This is a genomic window from Exiguobacterium sp. s26, assembly GCF_018618235.1.
Lineage (GTDB): Bacteria > Bacillota > Bacilli > Exiguobacteriales > Exiguobacteriaceae > Exiguobacterium > Exiguobacterium chiriqhucha.
The window spans coordinates 265,848-287,715 of sequence record NZ_JACSLS010000002.1 but is presented as its reverse complement, the minus strand read 5'-3'; the positions used below and the strand labels follow the sequence as shown (position 1 = coordinate 287,715).

Genomic DNA, 21,868 nt, shown 5'->3' with positions numbered 1-21,868 from the left:
TAGTCTTTTTTTCGAGTTTTCAGTATAATAGACATTGAGTACTTCGAGAAGCTCTTCTCGAGATGAAAGGATGTGTAGCGGGATTGTTCCCGCATCTATGATGAAACATGTACCACACTCACGCGATGTACGCGACGCGGCACGGGCTCGCTTGATTGAACGAGGCGTATCGATCGAATCGATCGCCGAAATCGTCTATCAAATGCAAGCACCGTATTCGCCACACTTGTCATTGAAAGACTGCATGGACTCGGTCGAGGCCGTGTTAGATAAACGCGAGCTCCAACACGCGATTCTCGTCGGGTCGGAACTCGACATGCTCGCCGAGCGCGGGCAATTGTCGGAGCCGCTCTTGTCGATCGTGGCGTCGGATGAAGGTTTGTTCGGTGTCGATGAGACGATTGCGATCGGGGCCGTCAACACATATGGTTCGATTGCCGTGACAACGTTCGGATACTTAGACAAAGCGAAAATCGGGATCATCAAACAGCTCGACACGAAAATGGACGACGGCCAAGTCCATACGTTCATGGATGACCTCGTCGGTGCCATCGCGGCGAACGCCTCAGGTCGGTTGGCGCACCGTCTGCGTGATATGACCGACTTCGGCGAAGACGAGATGCGGGAACGGAAAGGGTTGTATTGATGACTTCTCGCTCACAAGAGCTGGCGATCACCGGGACGATTGGATTCATTCTCTTCTCGGTGGTCGTCGTTTTAGGTTGGGTCGTACCGGTCGACCGCTTCGTCACGGCTTCGCTTGAACCGCTCGCTGGACCATTGTTCGTTTATGTGACCGAGCTCGGCAGTGTGAAAGTGTTGATTGGTCTATCCTTTATTGGCATGCTCTATTTCTTATGGCGAGGGAACCGCTTTGAGGCGTTCCGTTTGCCGATTGTCGTCATTGCCACGCTTCTCGTGACACAAGTGTTGAAGCTCGTGTTCGGGGTTGACCGACCGTCAATCGATGCCGCGCTCGACGCGACGACATATAGCTTCCCGAGCGGTCACGCCTCTGGATCACTCGCCTTGTACGGTATGCTGGCGATCTTGATGTACCGCCGCAATGAAAACTTGATCGGGTTCGGCTTGCTTGTCGCGATGGTGTTGGCCGTCTCGCTCAGCCGGGTCATCTTGAACGTCCACTATTTCAGTGACGTCATCGGCGGGTGGCTCGTCGCGCTCGTCATCGTGGCAGGGTCAGAAGTAATAAGGAGGAAACGAAATTGATTTTAGTCTCACAAGTCGAAACATGGTTGTTCATGGACCAAACTCGAGCGGACGCGGCCGACGCCCCGACGATTTTGGTCGAAAAAGATGCGTCCGGGGCCAAGTCATTCACGGCGATGCGAACGTTGTTCCAACTCAAGAAGTGGACGGGACAACGCCGCTTCGTGCCGCTCTTATCGTGCGATGAGACGGCGTATCGAGCCTATGAAGTGTTTCATGTAGACGCGGTCCCGCCGTTCGCCATCCTCGACTCGGGCCGAGTCTTATTAAAGGACAACGAAGTGGATGCGACATATGCGGTTGCCCTCGACGACGCTGCGCCAAAAACGTACGGTGAAAGGCTCGCGTTTGTAGCCGATTATGTGGAACGGGCACTCGGTGAAACGGTCGTGCTCGCCATCGATGAGCCGGTCGCGTCGCATTCTCAGGTGCCGGAAGATGTGTTCGTACCGGAAAATGTGATGCAGACGAGTGAACGATTGTTCGCCTGGGCAAACCGACAACAGACGGAGAGGGATGAAGTGAAATGAACGAGTGGGAACCAAAAATTCAAGAACTTCTCGACGGGACGGTCGACGAACTCATCGTCCCGAAAGACGACTTTTTGACGGTCCGTTCACTTTTGGTCGACAAGGGCTGGCTGTTTGAAGTCGTCGGTGAAGCGAAGCACGGCGGCGTGACGATTTATCGGAAAAACGAACAAAGCGCGTCCTCATAAGAGGAACGCGCTTTGTTCATTTAGGCGTTAGAAGCCAATTTGATTTTTTGTCGTTTTAACTTGTGTAATAACCAGGCATGTAACACTTCACAAGAATGGTGAGGAAGGGTCAGTTCGACAAGTGGGTGTGACTGACCGAATATAGTGAAGCGCGAATGGTCCTCGTCGAGCATTGAGACTTGAATATCGGTCGCTTCTTGAAGCGAAATCCGTTGCTCGCCGGCTACTGCATCTTTTAGTTTCAGCATTTTTCCATTCGTCGCAAACTTGGTGAACGAAGACATTCCCTGTACTTTCAGTTGTTCCATCTCGTGTATCTATTCATCCGCGTGATGAATAGATTTTCACCTCGCTTTCTCTATATTGCCTTCCATTCCTCCAGAAGGTTATTCCTAGTATACCCTCCTCGCGATAAAAGAAAAGAGTTAATTTAACGAAAAATTAAGACAATTTGTTATCAATTTTTAAAAATAGTGTCTCAGGCGCTTGGTGATGGGATTTGAAACGTAATCCGTATGAGCGGGATAACAAAAAAGAACCTGATTGGCTCAGGTTCGATAAAGATTATTGCACGGGTGAACTCAAAATCGTTCAATCTCCCAAGTACGACGGCGATACGTCAATTGTCCTTTCAACGCGATCGATTCTTTTTTCGCATCAAAGTCTTCTTCGAGCACCGACATGTCCTCGTAACGCCCGGCGACATAGAAGGCAATCGAGACTTGCCGATTGAACAGGCTCCGCTTCGTATGATCGAAATCGATAATCAACCCTTGCGGTGATAACGCCAAAATCTCATCAATGACCGGGAGCGGGATCGGGACGAAACTGATGTTGCGAATGTCGCGGTCGAGCTTGCTTTGCAGCACGCTCTGCAAGAAGTGCGAGATCGTCGACCAGTCTTTTATGTACAGGCTGCTATGACGATCGTTCGATTCGTTGAAGAAGGCAATCTCGTTTTGAATCGAGTTCAAGAAAGGTCCTTTTAAGCCACGTTCCATATGACTGAGGAACAAAATTTCAGCGATTTCGTGATCCGATAGCGATTCAAGCAGATGATAGTCAGGAAAGTCGATGGCGGTGAAACTCGTTTGGTTATTTAAATACTTGGTCGAGAACGTCGACAGTTCGTGCGCCTCGATATAGCGGAACCGGGTCCGGGACGACTGTCTCATCCCTTTCATGTCCGTCCGACAAATAATCATCGGGCGGGCGAGTGATAACGCCTCGGTGACATCGTTTAAAGTGACGCCATGCAGTGTAAAACGTTGCAGTTCTCGGTCTTGTTTAATATAGAACAACTGTTTTGACATAATTATCCCCTCAGTTCGAAGTCACTATAGTTTGATTTTAGCAAATCCTTTCGTGGCGCGCCATGTTTGAGCGGTTCTAGAGGATTGAGATGATGGTTTTTTTGGGAAAATGGTTATAATTGAGGAAAAGAAGCAGAAAGGCGGATTCCATATGTGGGGGTTGAAAAAAAGCTTTCCCGAGCTCGTGACGAGCCGGTTCATTTTGAGGGAACTCGAACCCCGTGACGCGAGGGCGCTCTATGTGATTCTTTCGACCGAGGAAGTGATGCGTTATTACGGGTCCGATCCTCTGCTGGCCGTCTATGAGGCGAAGAACGTCATCGCTTATTTCAAAGATCAATTTCAGCAAGGAAAAGCGATTCGCTGGGCAATCTGTGACCGCGACACGAACGAACTGATTGGGACGATCGGCTTTCACAACTGGACCCCGCAGTATTTTCGAGCCGAAATTGGCTTCGAGGTCGCGCCGAGCCATTGGCGCCGGGGTGTCGCGTTCGAGGCGGCGTCTGCCGTCATTCGATACGGGTTTGACGAGTTCAAGTTTCATCGGATCTCGGCGCTCGTCGCTCCAGGGAACGAAGGGTCGAACCGGTTGGTGCAAAAGCTCGGCTTTACGGAGGAAGGATTGCTCCATGACTATGCCTATAGTCACGGACGTTTCATGGATTTGACGATGTATCGTCTCTTGAAAGACGAATGGAACGAAAGGGAGGAATGACGTTGAGACAAGTTGTACTGTTACATGGATTGTGTGGATCACCTGACTATTTTGAGGAACTCATCCCATTGATGGACGCGGACGTATACGCGCTGACATTACCGGGACATGCCGGGACGGAGGCCGGACCAGAGACGATGAATCAGTTTGCGGATTGGGTACTTTCTGAGATGAAACTGCGCAATCTCAAGCGTCCAATCGTGCTCGGTCATTCGTTCGGGGGCTACATCACGACCAACCTCGTCCGCCGTCATCCGGACGCGCTATCCGGTTTCGGATTGATTCATTCGACAGCGGCGGCTGATCCAGAGACGGCCAAAGTGAAGCGGAATGAAGCCATCGAACGAGTGATGGAAGAAGGGGTACATCCGTTCATCGACACGATGATTCCGAGTGTGTTTGCCGCTGATTCCGACACCGCGTTGATTGAACGCGCCAAGCAAATCGGCTACGAGATGTCAAAAGAAGGAATCATTTCCGCGCAGATGGCCATTCGCGACCGTGCCGATGAAACGGAGACGGTCCGGTCGACGAAATTGCCCGGTCTATTCCTCTATGGATCTAGTGATCCGAACATGGATGCGGAACGCGCTTTCCTAGGGGCGGACCGTCATACGAAACAGACGGTACCGGCTAGCCATATGGGGATGATGGAACAGCCAGAACGAGAAGCGCAACTCATCAATGATTGGCTCAAGGAGGTACAGGATGTCTAAATTCAAACTCGTTGCCGTATCAGGAAGTCTTCGTAAGGCGTCATATAACACGGCGCTGCTCCATTCCATCATCGAGCTCGGGCAAGATTGGTTCGACGTCGAGATCGCTTCGATTGAGATGCCGCTCTATAACGACGACTTGATCGACCCGGATGAACCCGAAGTCGTACGCGACTTCAAACGAGCCGTGCGTGAGGCGGACGGTCTGCTCGTCGTCACCCCGGAATATAACCACAGCATCCCGGGTGTGTTGAAGAACGCAATCGATTGGCTGTCGCTCGAACCAGGCACGCCGCTCCGTGAGAAACCGGTCATGATTGCCGGGGCGTCTCCGGGTATGCTTGGGACGGCGCGATGTCAAATTCATCTCCGTCAAGTATTTGCCACAAATCGTGCTAACGTTTTACCAGGAAATGAAATCTTTATCACACATTGTAAAGAAAAGATTGATAATACTGGATTACACGATGAAAAGTCTCGGCAACAAATCGACAGAGTGTTATCTGAGTATTATAACTGGATTGATTTTTGGAAGCGTCACGCAAAAAATTAACTTGAAGTCGCCCTGATTGTTTGATAGAAATGAATTGTGAAAACAAACACAAAGGGAGCGACGACAAACATGCAAAGGTATATTGAACTGTATAATGGCGGCGAGTTGGAGGACCGGGCAATCATCAATGACGGGATGACGTTCGGCCGGGTGACGATTGTGGAATTGTTCTATCAAACGAGCCATATCTTCGGATACGTCAAAGCCGATGGGGAGAAGCGCTTCTTCCTTGAGCCTGTGTCAGCAGATGATACGTTCATCGTCGAAGGAGAAGAGTATTCGCTCCAACAGTTCATCGCCCTATTTTGATTGTTCACGACGCAAGCGACTCGCTTGCGTTTTTTTGTCGTTTTCGTCACGATTGAGAGTGAGGTGATGAGAATGAAATTAGTAGCAATCGAACCAACTCCAAGTCCAAATAACTTGAAGATTATCGTCGAACCGGCGTTCACGGGCCGTGGTGTCACGTATGACAAGGCGAGCCGTGATATGCCGCCGATCATTGAAGACATCGTCGGCTTACGCGGGGTCAAGTCGGTCTACGCTGTCTCCGACTTCCTCGCCGTCGAACGCCATCCGAAACATGACTGGCACGACGTCATGAACGAGATTCGCCGCGCGTTCGGGGAAGACGTGCCGGAAGTCGAGGCAAGCCAAATGGCGGCGGACTACGAACCGGTGCACGTCTCGGTCCAGTTCGTCCTCGATGTGCCGATGCAATTGAAACTCGTCAAAGGCGACTCGGAAAAACGGGTCGGCCTGTCAAAACGGTTCGTCGACGCCGCACTTGACGTGCAGGCCCAAGTGAAAAACGTCATCCAAGACCGACGCTGGGTCGAACAAGCCCCGCGTTACGGCGAGCTAGAGGACGTGAGCGTCGTAGCGCAAGAAGAGCTCGAGGCGGCGTATCCTGAAGAACGGGTTGCTCGCATCGTCGCTCGGGCGTTTGGTCGGGAAGCCGACTATGAAGCCAATGCGAACCAATTGCAATCAGACGATTGGAAAGCACGTTTGGCGTTCTTGGACGAGCTCGAGATTACCCCGGACAACATGGTGTACTTCCGCCGCGCCCTCGAGGACAAGGTGATGGCCATCCGTCGACAAGCGGTCGTCATGATTGGCATGTTCGAAGAGAATCGGGAAGAGTATGTCACGTATATCGAACAGGCGCTCGTCGACTCGTCACCGATTGTACGGCGTACGGCCGGCGACACGGTGTCCGATTGGGCGTTGCCGCAGTCGCAACCGTCGATGATTGAGGCGCTCAAGGATAAGAGCAAGCTCGTCCGGTGGCGGGCCGCTCGATTCTTGTTCGACTGCGGAGATGAACAGGCCGTACCCGCCCTCAAAATCGCCGAAGACGATCGTGAGTTCGAGGTGTCGTTGCAGGCACGCCTTGCCAAAGAACGGATCACGAGCGGGGAAACGGCACTCGGGACAGTGTGGCAACAAATTTCAAACCGAACGAAGTAACAAATCATTCGACAATCATGAATTTAATTTTTTTACAGTTACAGGAAGAGAGACGAATCGGATTGCGATTCGTCTCTCTTTTTGCACGAATAATTTGATAATTCATCCAAATGACTAACAATCGATACCAGCAATTCGACAGTTGGGTAAACGGGTCTTTTGGCCTGTCGAACGATGGGACGTTATTCTCAATATAATCGTTGATACACTATACATATCTTATAACCGAAAAGGAGCCACACTCATGATGCTTTTTGCAGAAACACCAGAACTCGTAGCCTATAAGGAAGTCGTCGATGGTATGATCACGGTCATCTTTGAGTCGATTCACAGCGAGACGTTCTCGATCTCTGCACAAGTTCGGTCCGATATCGACGTCGCTGACGCGTTGTTCATGACAGGATGGCAGCAATACGTGGAAAACGTCCAAGTTTCATAATAAAGGTGAATAATATCCGTAAACCCATTACAAACGTCTGCACGAACGTTTACACTAGTGCTATAGACGTTTTTTTATTTTTCAGAGGAGAGTGGGATACGTGAAGAAAACTTGGTTATTGGCAATCGTTACGGCGATGATGTTGGTCGTCGCGGCTTGCAGCAAAGAAGAAGCGAAGCCGAGCGATGTGGACGGTAACGCGTCGACACCGCCTGCCTTATTGACACTCGAGACGGACGTGAGCTACGATGCCGAGTCCAAACAGTTGTCGGCGACGGTATCGATGACGAATCCGAACGAGGAGCCCGTCAACGTGACGTTCAATTCGTCGCAACGCTTTCAGATGACGGTGATGAACGGGGATACGACCATCTTCGACTATGGCAGTGAATATATGTTCACAGAATCGATTATCGAAGAGACGTGGGCACCAGGTGAGAAGAAAGTGTTCGATGAAGTATTCCCACTCACGCTCGAAGCGGGTGAGTACACGGTGGACTTCGTCGGTCTGGCCCAAGTCGAAGGTGCACCTGAGATGGCGGTCACCGATCAACAGTCGCTGACCGTTGAAGCTTCCGAGGTGCCGACTGAAGAAACACCGGAAGAGCCGGCCGAAGAAACGACGGAAGAAACGACAGAAGAACCCGTTGAAGAGCCGAGCGACCAACCCGCGCAAACGGAAGGTTCGTTCCGCGATGTGGCCATCAAATTGAACGGTAACGCGATTGATGTTTCTGGATACACGGACGTCGAAGAGTTCGAATGGAGCGTGTCGGACGGTCATAATCTATATGCCCAAGGTGCGGCCGAAGTGACAAGTGGCAGCTTCACATTTGGTGTCTTAATGGATGAAGAACCACCGGCAGGAAAAGCATTATTCTTGGAGATGACACCGATCGGCGGCGACGTCGCATCGTTCCGCATTCAATAACCGGACGACGGAAACTTAGGTTTCCGTCGTTTTGTTTCGGGAATGAAACAAGTTGACGGCATTCATAGATTGTCAGACAATTAGGCAAACCAATATCAGATAGGGAGGAAGTTGAGAATGCAGCAACATATTATTGAGACGACACACGTCAAACCATCCATCAACCCAGCCGAGGAGATTCGTCGCCGAATCGATTTTTTAAAGGCTTATGTCAAACGAGCAGGCGCGAAAGGGCTCGTCCTCGGTATCTCGGGAGGACAAGACTCAACGCTCGCCGGCAAGCTCTGCCAGCTGGCGATGGAAGAATTGCGTGAGGAAACAAGTGCGGACTTTACATTCTACGCCGTCCGTCTGCCATATGGCGAGCAACATGACGAGGCCGACGCCAAACGTGCCCTCGACTTCATTCGACCGGACAAAACGTTCACGGTCAACGTGAAACCGGCCGTCGATGCCTCAGCCAACTCGTTCCATGAAGCGACGGGACTCGAACTTGGCGACTTCCATAAAGGGAACACGAAAGCGCGCGAGCGGATGAAAGTGCAATACGACATCGCAGCCACGTACGGTGCCCTCGTCGTCGGCACGGACCATGCGGCCGAATACGTCACTGGTTTTTACACGAAGCACGGGGACGGGGCGGCCGACTTGACGCCGCTCACAGGATTGAACAAGCGCCAAGGGAAAGCGTTGCTCCATGAACTTGAAGCGCATGAGAGCTTGATTTATAAAGTGCCGACGGCTGATTTGGAAGATGACAAACCGGGACTCCCGGACGAGGTCGCTCTCGGGATGACGTATGATCAACTCGATGATTATCTCGAAGGGAAATCAGTCGATCCAGCCATCGCTGAACGGATTGAGACAATCTTCAAACGGTCGCGCCATAAACACCATATGCCGGCCTCGCTCTATGACGAGTGGTGGCAGTGATCTTAAGAACCAGCCCCCGGCTGGTTCTTTTTTATGTGGTAACTTTCGAACTGTCCCGTTAGGCGCCCATGCTTTCAGCAGGCAATCCCGAAGCCTCCTCGCGCCGAATCCGGCACTGCGGGGTCTTCGTTGGATTGCTTTCCTGCATGAGTCAGGGCGCCACGGGCCGGATCGAAGGGACTTCCCTATGCTACAAATCAATCGATGCCAAAAGCCGGCAACCGAACTCCTAGGGGAGAGCGATGCAAGGACGACCCTGTAAAGCGCGATTCGCGCTGTGGAGGCATCCGCATCGCCCCAGAAACGAAGGATGCCGGCCAAAGCAATCGTAAATCAAACAAAAAAACCGGTCGGTAGACCGGTTCTCTTGTGTATCACAGATTAGCGCTTCGAGCGTGTCGGCACGAATTGGATGAGCAAGATGAGCGTGAACGCGATCAAGCTGAGCAGCGGGATCGTGATGAATCCGAAGTAGTTCACCCAACGAATCAAACAGTCGTTACTGCAGAACGCGTCGCCGTTCGGGATGCGTTCGAGAATGACGTGATAGAGGGCGATTGCCCAACCCGCCCCGGCCATGAGACCGACGAACAATTTGTTCACAGCACGGTTCGAGAGAAGCACCGTCAAGTAATAGATGGCGAGCGGATACATAAATATGCGTTGGAACCAGCATAACTTGCATGGCACGTACAGCATGATTTCCGAGAAATAAAGACTGCCGAGCGTCGCGATGGTGGCGACAATAAAGGCAAAATGATGACGTTGCATCTGATTTCCTCCTGACGATTCAAAACTAATCGACAAACATGATATGATACAGTGAAGCAATAACGTATCCAGTATACAATCTTTGAAACGATAGAGAAATAGGTGACGTCATGCAAGTATCAGAAGTGGAAGTGTTAATCGTCCTCGCCGAAGAGTTGAATATGCGGAAAGCGGCGGAGCGCTTGTTCGTCTCCCAGCCCGCACTCAGTCAGCGCCTCGTCACAATCGAGCATCAGTGGGGCAAGAAAATTTTTGTCCGTTCGACACGGGGCCTCGCGCTCACGCCGGACGGTGAAAAAATCATCGACTTCGCGAAGAAGATGTATAGCGAGGAGCAGGAGCTGCGTGGGGAGTTGACAGCGCAACAAGGTGAGGTGTACGGTACATTAAAAATCGCTGTCGCATCCATCATGGGTCAGTATTGGCTACCGCGCGTCTTGAAGCGATTCGTCGAGCGGTATCCATCGGTTCGAGTCAAACTCGTCACGGGCTGGTCAAGCGAGATGATGCGCTATATGCTAGAGGAAAATTTCCATATCGGCATCATTCGCGGGAATCCGGATTGGCGCGGTGAGAAGATGAAATTGTTCTCAGATTCGCTTCATCTGGTCGACTTGCGGATGACCGATTTGAAACAATTAAAGAATAACGAGCGTTCGTTCATTCAATTCAAGAGCGACTCGACGTATTATCAAGAAATTTTGGAGTGGTGGCAAGAGCGCTTCTCGAGCCCGCCGCTCACGACGCTCGTCGTCGACCAAATCGAGACGTGCAAACAGATGGCGTTACACGGAATCGGATTCGCGATTTTACCTGAGTCGACGATTCGCGACGTCGAGGCAATCAATAAGATTCCGCTCACGTCGTCGGATGGGATTCCGCTCGTCCGGGATACGTGGATGTTATCGACCGAGTCGATGCTCGAGTTGGCGCAAGTGAAGGCGTTTTGGGAGATTGTTGATGAAGTGACGAAGGAGAGTGTGGAATGAGTTGGGCAATTGAGGCAAGACGGCAATTACATTTGATTCCAGAACGAGGTTATGAAGAGTTCAAGACACAGGCGACGCTTGAGGAACTGATTCGATCCTTGAACTCGCCGCGCGTGCACATCTCGCATTGGCGTACCGGTTTGTTCGTCCGCATCGACGGGCTTGCCGGTGAAAAGACGATCGGTTACCGGGCCGACATGGACGGCTTACCGATCACCGAAGAGACGGGCCTCGAGTTTGCCTCGGTCCATGAAGGGATGATGCACGCCTGTGGCCATGACGTTCATATGGCAATCGCTCTCGGGTTGATTAAGCGAGCCGTCGAAGAGCCGCTCGACCATCACCTCGTCATCTTCTTCCAACCAGCCGAAGAAGGTCCGGGCGGAGCTGAGCCGATGGCCATGTCGGAATTGTTCTATCATTTCCGTCCCGATGCGATGTTCGGACTTCACGTCGCACCAGAATATCCTGTCGGCACAATCGCGTCGCGTCCAGGTGTATTATTCGCGAGTGCGCGCGAGTTGCATCTGACGATTCATGGGAAAGGCGGGCATGGTGCCTTCCCACACGCCGGAATTGATGCCGTCATCGTCCAGGCCGCGTTGATTATGCAGCTGCAAACAATCGTCTCGCGGAACATCGACCCGATGGGCAGCGCGGTCATCTCGATCGGGAAAGTGATGGCTGGGACGAAAGAGAACATCATCGCGGACACGGCGAAGCTCGACGGTACGATTCGGGCCTTGTCGGACAAGGAGATGGTCGTGCTCGAACGACGCATCCGTCAAATCATCGCCGGGGTGGAGATGACGTATAACGTCCACATCGACCTCGAGTTCGGCAACCGGTACCACGAGGTCGTCAACGACGAACGTTATTTGTTCCAATTCGAAGAAGCGGTCGAGGAAGTCGGATACTCATACAAGACGTGCGTACCGGCCATGACCGGTGAAGATTTCGGATACATGCTGAAACAAGTTCCAGGCTTTATGGTCTGGCTCGGCGTGAACGATATGGGGTCGGGACTTCACCAATCGACGCTCAACCCGGATGAGCGGGCCATCGATGTCGCCATCGAGCTGTTCGATCATTTCTTTAGAACGGCCATCATTAAGTGAAGCAAGCGGACACGACGGTGTCCGCTTTTTTGTATGAAATGTGTAGAATTGTGCGTGAACCGTTAAAGATTTGGGAAAAAAGTAAGAGTTGTAAAGCGTCGATATTGTTAAGCATGCTCAAATGTGAACATTTTGCGAACTCAAGCATTGAAACATTACAGCGCTATATAAAATCATTATGATAAGGGTATCCAAGGGAAATCATCTGTGATGTTGCGCGATAGACATTGGTTTAAAGCGCTAGAGAGAGATAGGAGGTAATCAATAGATGTTTCAAGATCCTGTCCTGATGAGCCGGGCGTTAACGGCACTCACGTTGGGTTTCCACGTGATATTTGCCACAATCGGCGTCGGGGTTCCATTACTCATTTTATTGGCAGAGTTTCTAGGTATTAAAAAGAAAGATCCGAAATACACCTTGATGGCCCGTCGGTGGTCACGGGGATATGTCGTCACAGTAGCGGTCGGTGTCGTGACAGGTACGGCAATCGGGCTCCAGCTGTCTTTACTTTGGCCGAACCTCATGCGGGTCGCCGGTCAAACGATCGCACTTCCACTGTTCATGGAAACGTTCGCCTTCTTCTTTGAAGCGATCTTCCTCGGGATTTATTTGTACACGTGGGATCGATTTAAAAACCCGTGGCACCATATGCTAGTCGGGATTCCAGTCGCGGTCGGTGCCTTGTTCTCAGGGTTCTTCATTACGACCGTCAACAGCTTCATGAACCAGCCGGTCGGATTTGATATTGTCGACGGTCGACTCGCCAACGTGAGTCCAATCGAGGCGATGTTCAGCCCGGCGATGCCGACCAAAATGGCGCACGTCTTGACGTCGGCCATTCTGACATCGGCGTTCATTTTAGCTGCTATCGCCGCTGTCCAGTTGCTCCGTCAGCGACGGAACCAACTCGACAAGTTATCAATCGAGTATCATAAAAAAGGTCTTCGCTTGACGATGACCGTCGCGCTCATCTTCGCGATTGCGACTGCACTCGTCGGAGACTTCTCAGGTAAATACTTGGCGAAGTACCAGCCGGAAAAATTGGCGGCTGCGGAGTGGCATTTTGAAACCTCCTCGGAGGCCGAGCTGATTCTAGGCGGATGGCTCGAGGAAGACGGAGAGGGCGGTTACGAAGTACGTGGCGCCTTGAAGATTCCGTACGCCTTGTCAATCCTAGCGGGCGGTGTGCCGAACTACGAGGTGACCGGTCTTGATGAATTTGCGAAAGAAGATCAACCTCCACTATTCATCCACTACCTGTTTGATGCGATGGTCGGGATTGGGATGTTGCTGGCATTGATTTCGTTCTTGTTCGTGCTCGGACGGTATATCAAGCGACTGCCTCAATTCAGTAAACCGATGCTCATCGCCATCGCCGCAGGCGGTCCGCTCGCGATGATGGCCATCGAGTTCGGTTGGTTCTTCGCAGAGTTCGGTCGCCAGCCTTGGGCGCTCTATGATTTGATGCGCACGAGTGAAGCGGCGACGACATCGGCAAACGTAGGATGGATGCTTATCGCCTTTGCGATCCTGTATGCAGTTCTTGGCGTGGTCACGGTACTCGTCTTGACTCGTCTGTTCAAAGACAACCCAGTAGGGAAAGAACTAAAACAATCGGAGCTTCGCGGTGAAGCGATGTTCGCGGATGAAGTGTGATCGGAGGGTATGACATGCAGATTCAAGAATTAGGGATTGCCGTACTATGGACGTTTTTGTACGGCTACCTCATCGTCGCATCGATTGATTTCGGTGCCGGCTTCTTCGCTTTCTATAGTAAGTACACGAAGCGGGACCAAAAGATCAACCGTCTGATTGCACGGTATTTATCGCCGACGTGGGAAGTGACGAACGTGTTCTTCGTCTTCTTCTTCGTCGGGATCGTCGGGTTTTTCCCAGATACGGCTTACTATTACGGGACGGCGCTTCTCGTACCGGCCTCGGTCGTGTTGATTCTGTTGGCGATTCGCGGTAGTTTCTACGCGTTTGCCAACTATGGATCAAAAGAGAGCACGTTCTATATGTTCTTATATGGGGCGACTGGGCTGTTAATCCCGGCCTCGATGTCTACCGTTCTTACCGTCAGCCAAGGTGGATTTATCAATGAGACCGAGTCGGGCGTCTTTTTTGACGGCATGAAGTTGTTCACCAACTTCTACTCTTGGACCGTCGTCACCTTGGCAATCGTGTCGGTGCTCTATATCAGTGCCATGTTCCTCTTGTTCTATGCCGATAAGGCGCGTGACGCTCAGGCGGTCCCACTCGTTCGAAAATGGGCCTTGTTCTGGAGCGTTCCGACGATTGTCGCGTCGGGCCTCGTCTTCTTCGGGTTGAAGTCGCAGGCAGCTTGGCATTATGAGAGCATCTTAGCGGGCAACTGGTGGTGGTTCGCTGCAAGTTTCATCTTCTTCGCTGTAGCCGTTGCACTCGTCTACATGAAGCGAAACTACGGCATCGCGTTCTTGATGGTCATGGGTCAGTTCTTTATGGCCTGGTTCGGATACGGATATACGCACTTGCCGTACATTCTTTATCCGTACATCGACATCAACGGAAGCGTCGTCAACGAGTCGATGGCCATCGCCCTCGTCGTCGTCTTCATCCTCGGATTGCTCTTGCTCGTACCGGCGCTGTATCTCTTGCTACGCCTGTTCTTGTTCGACAATGACTATGTACGCGGAAAGCGTTCGAGTGGTAAAGCGTAAAGACCGGATATTCCGGTCTTTTTTTATATAGTTTTTTTGAGGGGAATCGGTTACACTGTACGAAGAATCGGGAACAGAAACAGCGTAGGAAAGGGATGTATGAAATTATGACAGGTGAATTTGCAGTCATCGGATTAGGACGGTTTGGCGGCTCGATCGTTCGGGAACTATCGGCGAACGGTTATGACGTGTTGGCGATTGATGCGGATGAAGAACGCGTCAACGAGTTTATGGGATTGGCGACACATGCGGTCATCGCGGACACGACCGACGAGAACGTATTGAAAAGTCTCGGCATTCGCAACTTTGAACACGTGATCGTGGCCATCGGTGAAAACATTCAAGCCTCGATTTTGACGACACTCATTTTAAAAGAGCTCGGTGTTCAAATCATCACGGTCAAGGCGACGAATGATTATCACGAGAAAGTGCTGCGCCGCATCGGGGCCGATAACATCGTCCACCCAGAGCGCGACATGGGCATCCGGATTGCGAACGGATTGATGAGCCAAAGCATCCTTGACTACCTCGAGCTCTCGAACGAGCACTCGATCGTTGAAATCAAGGCGTCGGACAAACTGTCGAACAAGTCGCTCATCGATTTGGACCTTCGCGCCAAATACGGCGTCAACATCGTCGCGGTCCGCCGCAATGATGACGTCATCATCTCACCGCAAGCCGACGAGATGATTTTGCCAGAGGACATCTTGATCATCATCGGGAAAGATACGGACTTGGATCGACTCGAACGCACACTTCGGTCCAGATAAAAAAACGAGAGGCGCGCGCCTCTCGTTTTTCATTAAATGAGCTTCATTGATTTTAAGCCGTACTCGATTCCATCTTCGAGAATCGATTTCGTCACGAAGTCGGCGACTTCTTTCGCTTCGACCCGGGCATTGCCCATTGCGATGCCCGTTCCAACGTATTGAAGCATCGCCAAATCGTTCAAGGCGTCGCCGAACGCGTACGTGTTCTCGAGCCGATAGCCGTTCGTCTCGATGAAGTGACGGATACCGTCGGCTTTACTGGCGCCACGATTGATGACGTCCATGGCGTGCGGATGCCAGCGGATGAAATCAAACTCGCCGTACGCATCCAAATAGTGATGTTCTTCTTCAGGCGCGCAATATAGGAGCGTCTGATAGACGGCCTGTTCGATATGGAAATTCGGATCATATGTCGGAATCGGCATATCAAGTTCTCCGAGTGACTGTTCGACGACATGGTCGTTCGCTTTCGTGGCACCGCCACGGTGTTGTCCGAGATAGACGAGCGTATGGTCGTTTGAGCCGGCATGTTCGGTCAAGCGACGGAGCGCGTCGGTCGGCAACGTGTTCCGATAGACGACCTCGCCTTGGTGGACGACGATTTGTCCGTTGTAGCAGACAAAGCTGTCGATGCCGAGCTGTTCTGGGATATCAGACAGCATCGCCGGGCCACGCCCTGTCGCGATGAACGTCTCGACGCCGTTGTGGCGTAGCTGCTGAATGGCCGCGATCGTCGAAGGGGGAATGTACGACCCTTCATGGAGCAACGTGCCATCGATGTCAAAAAAGACTACTTTCTGATCTTCCATTTTTCTTCACCATGCTTTCTCTGTCTTGATTAAGTCAGTTGTATACTAAAAAGCATAACACGAAATCGAGAAACCGCCCTCAATCTTACGTCAATAGTGAAATATTGTCACAATATGAGCTATAATGAAGAAAGAATCTTACGGAACGTAATTATATTGCGAGAATCACTTATGTTTCACATAGATGAACATCAACTACTTGTAGTAAGGAGAGATTAAATGAAGTTTGTAAAGAACCACCAAACAGCTGTGTTCGCACTAGGCGGACTCGGAGAAATTGGGAAGAACACGTACGTTGTTCAATTCCAAGATGAAATCATCGTCATCGATGCGGGCGTCATGTTCCCGGAGGATGACTTGCTTGGAATCGACTACGTGATCCCTGATTACTCGTACTTGATTAAAAACAAAGACAAAGTCAAAGGGGTATTCATCACCCACGGTCACGAAGACCATATCGGCGGCATCCCGTTTCTCTTGAAGCAAGTGAAGCTTCCGATTTACGCGACAAAACTCGCGCTCGGCTTGATTAAAGTGAAACTCGAAGAGCACGGGTTGCTCCGCGAGGCGGAACTGCATGAGATTGATGAGGACGCCATCGTCAAGTTCAGAAAGACGAGCATCTCATTCTTCCGCACGACTCACTCGATTCCGAACTCGCTCGGTGTCGTCGTGAAGACGCCACAAGGGAATATCGTCCATACCGGTGACTTTAAGTTCGACTTCACACCGGTCGGCGAACCGGCTGACATTGCCAAGATGGCAGACATCGGGAAAGAAGGCGTGCTTTGCCTCTTGTCCGATTCGACGAACGCAGAAGTCGAAGGCTTCACGATGAGTGAAAAAGTTGTCGGCGGCACGATCAGTGAGACGTTCCGGAAAGCCGAAGGGCGCGTCATCTTCGCGACGTTCGCCTCGAACATTTATCGCCTGCAACAAGTCGTCGACGCTTGTGCCGAGACGGGCCGTCATTTGGCCATCTTCGGCCGTTCGATGGACAAGGTCATGACGATCGGGCAAGAGCTCGGCTTCATCAACGTCCCGAAAGGCATGATCGTCGAAGCGAATCAGTTACGGAACTACGAGCCGCATGAAGTGGCGATTCTTTGTACCGGTTCGCAAGGTGAGCCGATGGCTGCGCTCAGCCGCATCGCCAACGGAACACACCGTCAAGTATCGATCATTCCTGGCGACACGGTCATCTTCTCGTCATCTCCGATTCCGGGTAACGCCATCTCGGTCGGGAAAACGATCGACCAATTGTATAAAGCCGGCGCGGACGTCGTTTACGGAAAATTGACGAACATCCACACGTCGGGTCACGGGTCGCAACAAGAGCAATTGCTCATGATCCGCTTGCTCAACCCGAAATTCTTCATGCCGATTCACGGGGAGTATCGCATGTTGGTGAAACACGCCGAACTCGCCGAATCGGTCGGCATCCCGAAAGAGAACAGCTTCATCATGGATAACGGTGAAGTGCTCGCCGTCGACGCCGACTCGGCCGCCATCACCGGGAAAATCTCGGCCAACGCCGTGTACGTCGACGGAAACGGCATCGGGGACATCGGCAATATCGTTTTGCGCGATCGCCGCATCCTTTCAGAGGACGGACTCGTCGTCGTCGTCATCAGCATCGACGGCAAGACGCGTAAACTCGTCTCAGGTCCGGATATCATTTCACGCGGCTTCGTCTATATGCGCGAATCGGGCAGCTTGATTCGTGACGGCGAGCGCTTGCTCAAGAAGACGGTCGAGCAAGGGTTGTCGAACAAACAGATGAAGTGGTCGGAGTTGAAACAACTCGTCTCGGATACACTCACGCCATACTTGGCACAAAAAACACGAAGACACCCAATGGTTCTTCCGATCATCATGGAAGTATGAACGAGCGGGCTGTAGGGGACTACAGCCCGTTTTTTAGAGGACAAAGATAAAGGAGATGGTGTCTGATGGAACGCAAGAAACGGAAGAAAGGTTGGTTGAAATGGGGCCTGGCCGCATTCGCCTTACTCTTCCTCATCACGATGGTATACCATCAAGTCAAACCGTTGCCGGACGGCGTGTCGCGTGCGTCGGAACCGGTCGCGATTTCGGATGACCAAATCGATTTTTTATTTGATTTGACGTATCAAGGGGAAGACACGGAAGTGAACGAGCAAGAGATTTTTCAAGACGTCGAGCGGTCAATCCGCGAGGCGCGGGAATATATCGTCATGGACTTTTTCTTATTCAACCCATATTCGAATGAAGACCGGCAATATCCGGACATCACGGCCAAACTGTCATCGGCTTTGCTCGAACAGATGGAAGCCCATCCGGACATGAACGTCGTCTTAATCACGGATGAAATCAATACGACTTATAACGGACACGCGTCCGATCATCTCGACGTCTTGAAGGAAGCGGGCGCGGAAATTGTCTACACGAACCTCGATGTGCTCCGCGACCCGAACATCTTATACTCGACGCTGTATCGGATCGGGTTCCAATGGTTCGGGGACAGCCAGAACGGCTGGTTGCCGAACCCGATGGCCAAATCGGCACCGGACATCACGATCCGGTCGTATTTACGGCTGTTGAACGTGAAAGCGAACCACCGCAAAGTGATGGTGACCGAGAATGACGGCTTCGTCTTATCGGCTAACCCACACGATGCGAGCGGCTATCATTCGAACGTAGGCGTCCGGCTCGACGGTCCAATTTTAGCGGACATCCTCGAAGGGGAGGAAGCGATCGCGACGTTCTCGAAAGGGGATGCCGAACGTTTCCCGAGCGAGGAGAAACTCGCGAATCTGCGCGACGAGCCGTCGGAAGGCCCGATGCAAATCCGCTACGTCACGGAATCCAAGATTCAGGACGCCGTCATCAAGGCGATGGAAGAAGCGGAATCAGGTGAGACGATTTGGATCGGCATGTTCTACTTGGCCGACCGAAACATCATTCAAGCCATTCATGAGGCCGCCGAGCGCGGCGTCTTCGTCAAACTGATTCTTGACCCGAATACGAACGCGTTCGGGCGCGACAAGTCAGGATTGCCGAACTTGCCGGTCGCCGCGGAATTGAACACGGTGAACCCGGAGCAAATCGAGATTCGGTGGTACGAAGTCGGCGAAGAGCAGTACCACCCGAAGATGCTGTACGTGGAAGGGGACCGTCGAGTCGTCGTCATCGGGTCGGGCAACTATACGACCCGCAACATGAACGATTACAACTTGGAGGCGGATGTCGAAGTCGTCACGACCGAGGAGACAGCGTTCATCCGCGAGGTCGACGGGTACTTCAAGCGTCTCTGGAACAACGAGCAAGGAACGTATACGCTCGCCTATGATGAGATTCAGACCGATTTGCCAATCGGAAAGTATGTGATTTATTGGATCCAGAAACTCACTTGGACGATGACCTACTGACACAAGCCCGCCTTCCTGTGAAGGTGGGCTTTGTTGTGGACGGGCTACCATCGACATGACGACGAACAAAACCCGCCCTCATAATATGTGAAGGCGGGTTTTCATCATTTCGTTTCGACTGGATTGAATTCGTTCGTGAACTCGTAAAGGAACCGGCCCGTGTCGCGGAGGACGTCTGTCTTCCGGTGGAGCGAGAAGTGATCGTATGGGACGGTTTCCGTCTCGATGTTGTTCGTATATTCTTCGAGCAAGAGCGAACTCGCTGGCTCAATCAAGTTGAACTCGCCACCGCGTCCCGAGAAGGAGAACACTTGGACGGAGCGTGGCCACGTCTCAAGTTTTTCTTGGAACGCCTGCAACCCGTCAGAACTCGGGGACAAATCCCGGATGGCAGGACTGCCGGTATTGATCCCGAAATTACTGGCGGACAGACCGAAGTTGGCAAGTCGTGTTCCGGCGAACGGACTATCATACGTCACGAACTTATCGACGATGTATTCGTCTTGATTCAAGATATAGTTCGCTGCCGCCACACCGCCCATGCTGTGACCGATCAAATACATCCGGTCGAACGAACGGTTTCGTTCCTGTTTATAGCGTTCGATCGCCGCATTCAACCACTTCGTCTGGTTGTTGAGCGATGCCTCGGCATCCTCATATTCAATCCGGACAATCGGTCGGTTCGAGCTGTAGTCATTGATGACGCAATCGGCCGCGCCTTTCACCGTCACGGTACAGAGGGCACCATCTTTCGCCAGCCCACGCTGTTCCATATACTGCGAGAAGCGGAGGAATGTGCGGTCGGTCCCGAGCAAGCCGTGAACGGCGAACGTCGGGATGAACTCGTCCGTCTGCGCCGCTTGGCGAATCGCCTCAGATTTCCGTTCCGTCGTCAACTCTTCTCGAATCGTCACGATCATCAACGCGAGGGTCAAGACGAGGATGAAGCCGCCGAAGATGCGAGAACGAATCGACGTCTTGTCCGGATTACCGACGTTTTGACGATATTTCCGCCAAACAAAGAAAGCGACTAGGCCAAGGACGACGATGATGACGCCTGTGATAATCCACGCCTTGACGTTCGGCACGTGGGCGACGAGCGTCATGTTGTTTTGACGGCCACCGTACACTTGCCACTCGACATGTTTCATCGACCGTACATCGAGTCCAGTACCGTCTTCGACGAACACCCCGGTCGGCACGGTCAGATTGAACCGGATATCGGCTTGACGAACGTAACGTTCGGCCAGTTGTTTCGGGGAGCCGCTTAAATTCAGACCTGGCAAATCGACGCGGTCGAGCCGCAGGTCGAGGTTCGTGTTCATGACGTATGAGTCAAACCAAATCCCATCTTCTTTGTCGACATCAAACTTCATATCAGGTGGGACGAGGATACCGGCCGGGCCGGTCTTCCACTCCTCTTTAATGTTTTGGAGGTCATCGACGTTGTCGAACGTCTTCTTGAGCACCATGCCTTCATAGTCGTCTTGACTCGAGTAGTCACGTGTCGCATACCCGTTCTCATTCGCCTGTTGTTTCCATGTATCCCAATCGAGCCGCAAATTGAGCAGCTTCATGACCGGATGGTCGCGGAAAGCATACGTCGTCTCTAACGTGACCGATTGGTCGTAGTGGACGGTCGCATCATATTCGATTCGGACACATCCCCCGATTAAAAGAAACAGAAATGGGAATACTAACAACAGTGCCTTTTTCTTCAAGCTCGTCACCTCAAATCGGCTCACCGTAGGTCTCTAACGGGTTAGTCGTGTTGATGCGGTCGTAGAAGAGCACCCCATCTAAATGGTCGAGCTCATGTTGACAGACGATGGCGCGCATACCGCGGAGCCGCAATTTAATCGGGGCGCCGTCACGGTCGAACCCTTCGATTGTGATGCGACGATAGCGGGGGACGTTGCCTTTGACGACACGGTCGACAGAGAGACAGCCTTCACCGCCATTCAAATACGTCTGTTCGACCGAGTGACTCGTAATCTTCGGATTGAAGATGGATAGTTTGAACGTCTCTTCTTCTTCATGGAGCAAGACCGTGAAGAAACGGCGATTGACGCCGAGTTGTGGTGCGGCGATGCCGACACCGCCCCGAAGTTCATACTTCGCGCTCATCTCTGGATCTTGGCTGTTGACGAGAAACGTCTCCATCTCGTCGAGTAGCGCGAGGTCTTCTGCCGTCGGTGGGACCGGCACTTCGATTGAGCGGGCGCGGAGCCGCTCGTCTCCTTCACGAATCACATCTTTCATCGTTAACATGCA

At 52.0% G+C, this 21,868-nt stretch carries 25 protein-coding genes; 19 read left to right on the top strand and 6 right to left on the bottom strand.

Annotated elements, in window-relative coordinates:
- The first annotated feature begins 100 nt into the window (after positions 1–100).
- Genes KNP82_RS03925 through KNP82_RS03910 form a run of 4 tightly spaced genes read left to right on the top strand, consistent with a single transcriptional unit; the run spans position 101 to position 1,948 of the window.
- Complete coding sequence (locus KNP82_RS03925) at positions 101–646, top strand: phosphatidylglycerophosphatase A family protein (protein ID WP_029595773.1); 546 nt, start codon at positions 101–103, stop codon at positions 644–646.
- A complete protein-coding gene (locus tag KNP82_RS03920; RefSeq protein ID WP_214827087.1) occupies positions 646–1,230 on the top strand; it encodes a phosphatase PAP2 family protein in 585 nt (194 codons plus the stop codon). The genes KNP82_RS03925 and KNP82_RS03920 overlap by 1 nt, the downstream gene beginning before the upstream one ends.
- Positions 1,227–1,760, top strand: a complete 534-nt coding sequence (locus tag KNP82_RS03915) for a hypothetical protein (RefSeq protein WP_214827083.1) — start codon at positions 1,227–1,229, stop codon at positions 1,758–1,760. Before KNP82_RS03920 ends, KNP82_RS03915 begins: the two co-directional genes overlap by 4 nt.
- Positions 1,757–1,948, top strand: coding sequence for a hypothetical protein (locus KNP82_RS03910; RefSeq protein ID WP_058763287.1), 192 nt, complete (start codon positions 1,757–1,759; stop codon positions 1,946–1,948). The genes KNP82_RS03915 and KNP82_RS03910 overlap by 4 nt, the downstream gene beginning before the upstream one ends.
- Before the next feature lie 20 nt (positions 1,949–1,968).
- Here KNP82_RS03910 and KNP82_RS03905 read toward each other — a convergent pair whose 3' ends face one another.
- Complete coding sequence (locus KNP82_RS03905; RefSeq protein ID WP_029595769.1) at positions 1,969–2,256, bottom strand: FHA domain-containing protein; 288 nt, start codon at positions 2,254–2,256, stop codon at positions 1,969–1,971.
- A gap of 273 nt (positions 2,257–2,529) precedes the next feature.
- Positions 2,530–3,261, bottom strand: coding sequence for a hypothetical protein (locus KNP82_RS03900; protein WP_021066974.1), 732 nt, complete (start codon positions 3,259–3,261; stop codon positions 2,530–2,532).
- A gap of 151 nt (positions 3,262–3,412) precedes the next feature.
- Here KNP82_RS03900 and KNP82_RS03895 point away from each other — a divergent pair, with 151 nt between their 5' ends.
- From KNP82_RS03895 to nadE, 8 genes are all read left to right on the top strand, one after another.
- Positions 3,413–3,979 (top strand): GNAT family N-acetyltransferase, encoded by a 567-nt coding sequence (locus KNP82_RS03895; protein WP_021066975.1) that lies wholly within the window; start codon positions 3,413–3,415, stop codon positions 3,977–3,979.
- 2 nt (positions 3,980–3,981) lie between these two features.
- Positions 3,982–4,695 carry an alpha/beta fold hydrolase gene (locus KNP82_RS03890; RefSeq protein ID WP_158001044.1) on the top strand — a complete coding sequence of 238 codons (714 nt, stop codon included), beginning with the start codon at positions 3,982–3,984 and terminating at the stop codon, positions 4,693–4,695.
- Positions 4,688–5,248, top strand: coding sequence for an NADPH-dependent FMN reductase (locus KNP82_RS03885; RefSeq protein WP_029595767.1), 561 nt, complete (start codon positions 4,688–4,690; stop codon positions 5,246–5,248). Before KNP82_RS03890 ends, KNP82_RS03885 begins: the two co-directional genes overlap by 8 nt.
- A 69-nt stretch (positions 5,249–5,317) precedes the next feature.
- Entirely contained in the window at positions 5,318–5,557 is a 240-nt protein-coding gene (locus tag KNP82_RS03880; RefSeq protein ID WP_035385680.1) for a hypothetical protein, read from the top strand.
- Between the two features lie 72 nt (positions 5,558–5,629).
- The gene (locus KNP82_RS03875) at positions 5,630–6,721 is read left to right on the top strand and encodes a virulence factor (protein ID WP_029595766.1); all 1,092 of its coding nucleotides are present in this window, start codon (positions 5,630–5,632) and stop codon (positions 6,719–6,721) included.
- 244 nt (positions 6,722–6,965) lie between these two features.
- A complete protein-coding gene (locus tag KNP82_RS03870) occupies positions 6,966–7,160 on the top strand; it encodes a hypothetical protein (RefSeq protein WP_021066980.1) in 195 nt (64 codons plus the stop codon).
- Positions 7,161–7,260: 100 nt separating this feature from the next.
- Positions 7,261–8,091, top strand: coding sequence for a BsuPI-related putative proteinase inhibitor (locus tag KNP82_RS03865; RefSeq protein ID WP_353049053.1), 831 nt, complete (start codon positions 7,261–7,263; stop codon positions 8,089–8,091).
- Between the two features lie 117 nt (positions 8,092–8,208).
- Positions 8,209–9,024 (top strand): ammonia-dependent NAD(+) synthetase, encoded by an 816-nt coding sequence (nadE, locus tag KNP82_RS03860; RefSeq protein ID WP_029595764.1) that lies wholly within the window; start codon positions 8,209–8,211, stop codon positions 9,022–9,024.
- Positions 9,025–9,405: 381 nt separating this feature from the next.
- Here the strand turns inward: nadE and KNP82_RS03855 are convergent, their stop codons facing one another.
- Positions 9,406–9,795: a disulfide bond formation protein B gene (locus KNP82_RS03855; RefSeq protein ID WP_021066983.1), complete on the bottom strand. Its 390-nt coding sequence runs from the start codon at positions 9,793–9,795 to the stop codon at positions 9,406–9,408.
- A gap of 110 nt (positions 9,796–9,905) precedes the next feature.
- On the opposite strand from KNP82_RS03855, the gene KNP82_RS03850 reads away from it, so the two are divergent.
- From KNP82_RS03850 to KNP82_RS03830, 5 genes are all read left to right on the top strand, one after another.
- Positions 9,906–10,784: a transcriptional regulator CcpC gene (locus KNP82_RS03850; protein WP_021066984.1), complete on the top strand. Its 879-nt coding sequence runs from the start codon at positions 9,906–9,908 to the stop codon at positions 10,782–10,784.
- A complete protein-coding gene (locus KNP82_RS03845; protein WP_131471124.1) occupies positions 10,781–11,902 on the top strand; it encodes an N-acetyldiaminopimelate deacetylase in 1,122 nt (373 codons plus the stop codon). The genes KNP82_RS03850 and KNP82_RS03845 overlap by 4 nt, the downstream gene beginning before the upstream one ends.
- A 268-nt stretch (positions 11,903–12,170) precedes the next feature.
- Positions 12,171–13,559, top strand: a complete 1,389-nt coding sequence (locus KNP82_RS03840) for a cytochrome ubiquinol oxidase subunit I (RefSeq protein ID WP_131471125.1) — start codon at positions 12,171–12,173, stop codon at positions 13,557–13,559.
- A 14-nt stretch (positions 13,560–13,573) separates the two neighbouring features.
- Entirely contained in the window at positions 13,574–14,605 is a 1,032-nt protein-coding gene (locus tag KNP82_RS03835; RefSeq protein ID WP_021066987.1) for a cytochrome d ubiquinol oxidase subunit II, read from the top strand.
- 107 nt (positions 14,606–14,712) lie between these two features.
- Positions 14,713–15,375: a potassium channel family protein gene (locus tag KNP82_RS03830; RefSeq protein WP_029595762.1), complete on the top strand. Its 663-nt coding sequence runs from the start codon at positions 14,713–14,715 to the stop codon at positions 15,373–15,375.
- Positions 15,376–15,407: 32 nt separating this feature from the next.
- Here KNP82_RS03830 and KNP82_RS03825 read toward each other — a convergent pair whose 3' ends face one another.
- Positions 15,408–16,184 (bottom strand): Cof-type HAD-IIB family hydrolase, encoded by a 777-nt coding sequence (locus KNP82_RS03825; RefSeq protein WP_214713862.1) that lies wholly within the window; start codon positions 16,182–16,184, stop codon positions 15,408–15,410.
- A gap of 219 nt (positions 16,185–16,403) precedes the next feature.
- Between KNP82_RS03825 and rnjA the strand changes: the two genes are divergently transcribed.
- Complete coding sequence (rnjA, locus tag KNP82_RS03820) at positions 16,404–18,071, top strand: ribonuclease J1 (protein ID WP_021066990.1); 1,668 nt, start codon at positions 16,404–16,406, stop codon at positions 18,069–18,071.
- A gap of 65 nt (positions 18,072–18,136) precedes the next feature.
- Complete coding sequence (locus KNP82_RS03815; protein WP_214713860.1) at positions 18,137–19,594, top strand: phospholipase D family protein; 1,458 nt, start codon at positions 18,137–18,139, stop codon at positions 19,592–19,594.
- A 104-nt stretch (positions 19,595–19,698) separates the two neighbouring features.
- On the opposite strand, the gene KNP82_RS03810 is transcribed toward KNP82_RS03815, so the two are convergent.
- Together KNP82_RS03810 and def are read right to left on the bottom strand one after the other, a co-directional pair.
- Complete coding sequence (locus tag KNP82_RS03810) at positions 19,699–21,324, bottom strand: alpha/beta hydrolase (RefSeq protein WP_031200155.1); 1,626 nt, start codon at positions 21,322–21,324, stop codon at positions 19,699–19,701.
- Between the two features lies 1 nt (position 21,325).
- The gene (def, locus tag KNP82_RS03805; protein WP_021066993.1) at positions 21,326–21,865 is read right to left on the bottom strand and encodes a peptide deformylase; all 540 of its coding nucleotides are present in this window, start codon (positions 21,863–21,865) and stop codon (positions 21,326–21,328) included.
- Between the last annotated feature and the right edge of the window lie 3 nt (positions 21,866–21,868).